The following is a 3,860-nucleotide window of genomic DNA, read 5'->3' on the forward strand; positions in this document are numbered from 1 at the left end:
CGTTTAACCGCCGTACCAGTAAAACGGTTAATGGCAAAACCACGGAATTTATCTGGCAAGGTCATAAACTGATTGCCGAAACCGACAATGACAAGCACTGGCAAAGTTACCTCTATGAGCAGGACTCCTTCCGGCCACTGGCGTTAGTACAGGGCAATGCCCAACAAGGCAAAACCCAACTCTACTGGTACCAAAACGACCAACTCGGCACGCCGATAGGGTTAACGGATGGATTTGGTGAAACATTATATGAATGCCAGTATAATGGCTATGGGCAAATTATTGATGAAACCTACCATGAAGTTGGCAATCGTGCTATTCCTGATAACCCGCTGCGCTTTCAGGGACAATATTACGATGAAGAGACAGGTCTACACTACAACCTAAATCGTTACTACGACCCCTTTGTCGGGCGGTATATAACCCAAGACCCGATAAAGCTGATTGGTGGTCTCAATTTTTATCAATACTGCCAGAATCCGGTCAATTGGATAGACCCGCTTGGATTTGAAGGGATGCCTGGGGGGAAAAAATATGAATATGATATGATCAATAATCCTGGCCCTCTTGCTGAAATAAAAGGTGTAAAAGTAGAAGATATTGAAAAAGTAGATCTTCAGACGATGGTGGATTTACCCGCAGCAAATTTTGCAGGTGGAAAATACAATATAAATGTATTAAAATCAAAACGTATTTTTTACAGAGTAGGTAAAGCTGGTGGCGGAGACAATGCATGGGGACAATGGTTTACTTCTTCACCTACGCAGTCAATCGCTCTTGCTAGATTAGATCTTGCTATAAAAAAACGATGGTATAAGCTTAATGGCGAGTTGGATGGGATTTCGGAGGTTCAATCGCTGTACGTAGTTGAAATACCTGAAGGTATAGTAACTTTTGAAGGACCTATCGGTTATCAAGGCGGATTTTATTTAGGTAATCCAAATATCGAGCAAATATTTATACGCACACCTTGGAAAATACCTGAGCGGAAAGTATTAGCGGAAATACCATTACCTTAAGGAGAATAGAATGTTATCTCTATTATTAAATACCTTATTAGATGATTTTATTAAACTTCGAAATATTTTAATTGCTGAACAAAATGATACTTGGTTATATGCAATTAATCGTACAATTGCAGATATATCATCAGCAATTGAAGATACAAGTTCAGCTGAATATTTTATTGAATCTGCAAGAGATGGTTATTACTCAATCCAAGCAGGGGCGCGTGGCTTTGCTGAGTTCTTTATTGGGCGGGAGGATTTTGAAGAAATGATACTCCTCAATGCAAAATTTAATCAATTGAAGGAAAAAATAAACAGTGATTTTTTTACTATTTTAGCTTTTTTTAAAAAAGGAGTTCCCATGAAGGGGGATTTTAAACAAGCAGTAAATAATAATGAAATTAGTGCTTATTTTAAAGGTGAAGGTGACTATTTTACGCCAGAGGAAAGGTATAAGGCATCTCATAGTTATATCATGAATTTTATGGGAATGATGTTCTATCTTGAAAAAAGAGTAAATCCCTATCAAGAGTTGGTCAAATATTTTAGATTATACTTAAGTTCACTTAAGGAAGATGCTCTAGATGCTTGGAGTTTATTTAAAAATATTAATTGTTTTTATGCTCTTCGAAGCGATAATTCCTTTTTTTTGACTCCAAATGATTACTTAATCGATCAATTAACAGCGGAAGAGAAAAAGAAAATTGGGGTATTATTTCGTTATTTAAGAGAGAATTTTGATAAAGTCCCAGGTCAAGCACAAATGTCTCCTATAGATAAACACTTTGAGTTTATTCGTAAAAATGGTTGTCCATATGATCTTTTGACTTTTTAATGATTAAGGTGAGAGTTGCGATTTAACCGGAGAATAGTTTAAAAAAACATAGCGTTACCGCTTTGGCTATAAAGTATTGAATCTAATAACAAATTCCAAACGGTAATGGTTATGTTATATACCCGCAAGTGAATATCTAAAATATACCTAGAACTTACAAGCTGATAAGCATATTAGAGATACTTTTTTGTCATAAAAATCCTCAGCACTATCACTTTACCAAGGAGAGGTGACAATAATGGGTAAATTTGAACGAGCTGTAAACAATAATGAAATTATTGCCTTTTTTAAAGGTGAAGGTGACTATTTTTCACCAGATGAATGGAGTTGGGGATATCATAATTTTATGATTAATTGGATGGGAATGATGGCTAATCTTGAAAAGGGAGAAAATTCCTATCAACTTCTGGTCAAATATTTTAAATTATATTTAAGTTCATTAAAGGAAGATGTTCTAGATGCTTGGGGTTTATTTAATAATCTTGGTTGTTTTTATTGTCTTCGAAAAGATAATAGTTATTTTTTAACTCAATGTGACGATTTAATTAGTGAATTAACAGCGGAAGAGAAAAAGAAAATCGGGGTATTATGTCGTTATTTAAAAGATAACTTTGATAAAGTTCCTGATTCAGCCAGTATGAGGCCTATTGATGAGCAGATGAAGATGGTAAAAGCAGATGGTTGTCCATATGATCTTTTTTCTTTATGACTTTTGACTTTTTAATGGTTAAGTTGTGAGTTGCGATTTAACCGGAGAATAGTTTTAAAAAAAAAAACATAGCGTTACCGCTTTGGCTATAACGCTTGGAATCTATCAACAGATTCCAAACGGTAATGGTTATGTTTTATACCCGCAAGTGAACATAAGTTATCAGTAAGCTTATAAAATTAAACTGAAAAATATTCACCATATAGCTAAAGTTTGCAAGGTGATGAAGGTATCACCAGATACTTTTTATTATTCAAAAAACTCGCCAATTTTTAATTATTAGTGATGATTAAATTCCCCCGCTAAGCTAATATTAAATTTATATCTATATCTAAATGTGTGTTTCCTGAAATATCTTTACCAATGGTGTAAAACCAAGGAGGAGTTCCCATGAAGGGTGATTTTGAACAAGCAGTAAATAATAATGAAGTTAGTGCCTATTTGAAAGGTGAAGGTGACTATTTTTCGCCAGAGGAAGGGTGTATGGGATATCATAGTTATATCATGAATTTTATGGGAATGATGTTCTATCTTGAAAAAAGAGTAAATCCCTATCAAGAGTTGGTCAAATATTTTAAATTTTACTTACGTTCACTTAAGGAAGATGCTCTAGATGCTTGGAGTTTATTTAGAAATATTGCTTGTTATTATTTTCTTCGAAGTGATAATTCCTATTTTTTAACGCAAAACGAAGATTTAATCGATGAATTAACTGTGGAAGAGAAAAAGAAAATCGGGGTATTATTTCGTTATTTAAGAGAGAATTATGATAAAGTCCCCGGTGCAGCTGATATGAGACCAATTAATGATCAGATGAAATTTGTGTATGAAGATGGTTGCTCATATGATCTTTTTTCTTTATGACTTTTGACTTTTTAATTATTAAGGTGTGAGTTGCGATTTTATTGGAGAATAATTTTCTAAAAAAAACATAGCGTTACTGGTTTAACTATAAAGTATGGACTCGACCAAATTGTTCTTTTAGGAATAGTGATTATTTTTTACCGAAAGAGGGATATTAATAAGAGGATATCACAGGTCGGTTAATAGAAATAGGTGATTGGGAAGGTTTAATAAAATTAGCTGAAATTAGACCTGTTATACGATCTGATATAGAAGGAATGAGAACGTGGTTACCTGGGGAAAAAATACCTAATTATATTTTAGATGTTCCTCAAGGATTGATAATTTATAGAAATTCAATGGTTGTAGCACAGCCTACGGAGTTGAGAGTTTTACTCAAACCTAATATGGGGTGTGTCCAATGGGCTGCATGCACGGAGTATAAGTAGGCTCCTTCTATTTAGTT

5 protein-coding genes are annotated in these 3,860 nt (G+C 34.1%); all 5 read left to right on the forward strand.

The window, feature by feature from the left end:
• Nucleotides 1-1,019 (forward strand): RHS repeat domain-containing protein (locus DKK70_RS16415; protein ID WP_181416042.1); only part of this gene is annotated, 1,019 nt, incomplete at its 5' end.
• A gap of 10 nt (nt 1,020-1,029) precedes the next feature.
• Nucleotides 1,030-1,842, forward strand: coding sequence for a hypothetical protein (locus tag DKK70_RS16420; RefSeq protein ID WP_110434939.1), 813 nt, complete (start codon nt 1,030-1,032; stop codon nt 1,840-1,842).
• A 238-nt stretch (nt 1,843-2,080) separates the two neighbouring features.
• On the forward strand, nt 2,081-2,551 hold the full coding sequence (locus DKK70_RS16425) for a hypothetical protein (protein ID WP_110434940.1): 471 nt from the start codon (nt 2,081-2,083) through the stop codon (nt 2,549-2,551).
• 390 nt (nt 2,552-2,941) lie between these two features.
• Nucleotides 2,942-3,415, forward strand: a complete 474-nt coding sequence (locus DKK70_RS16430; protein WP_110434941.1) for a hypothetical protein — start codon at nt 2,942-2,944, stop codon at nt 3,413-3,415.
• Between the two features lie 236 nt (nt 3,416-3,651).
• Nucleotides 3,652-3,843, forward strand: coding sequence for a putative adhesin (locus DKK70_RS17755; protein WP_375335003.1), 192 nt, complete (start codon nt 3,652-3,654; stop codon nt 3,841-3,843).
• The last annotated feature ends 17 nt before the right edge of the window (nt 3,844-3,860 follow it).

It is taken from the genome of Gilliamella apicola (assembly GCF_003202655.1).
Classification (GTDB): Bacteria; Pseudomonadota; Gammaproteobacteria; order Enterobacterales; family Orbaceae; genus Gilliamella; species Gilliamella apicola_R.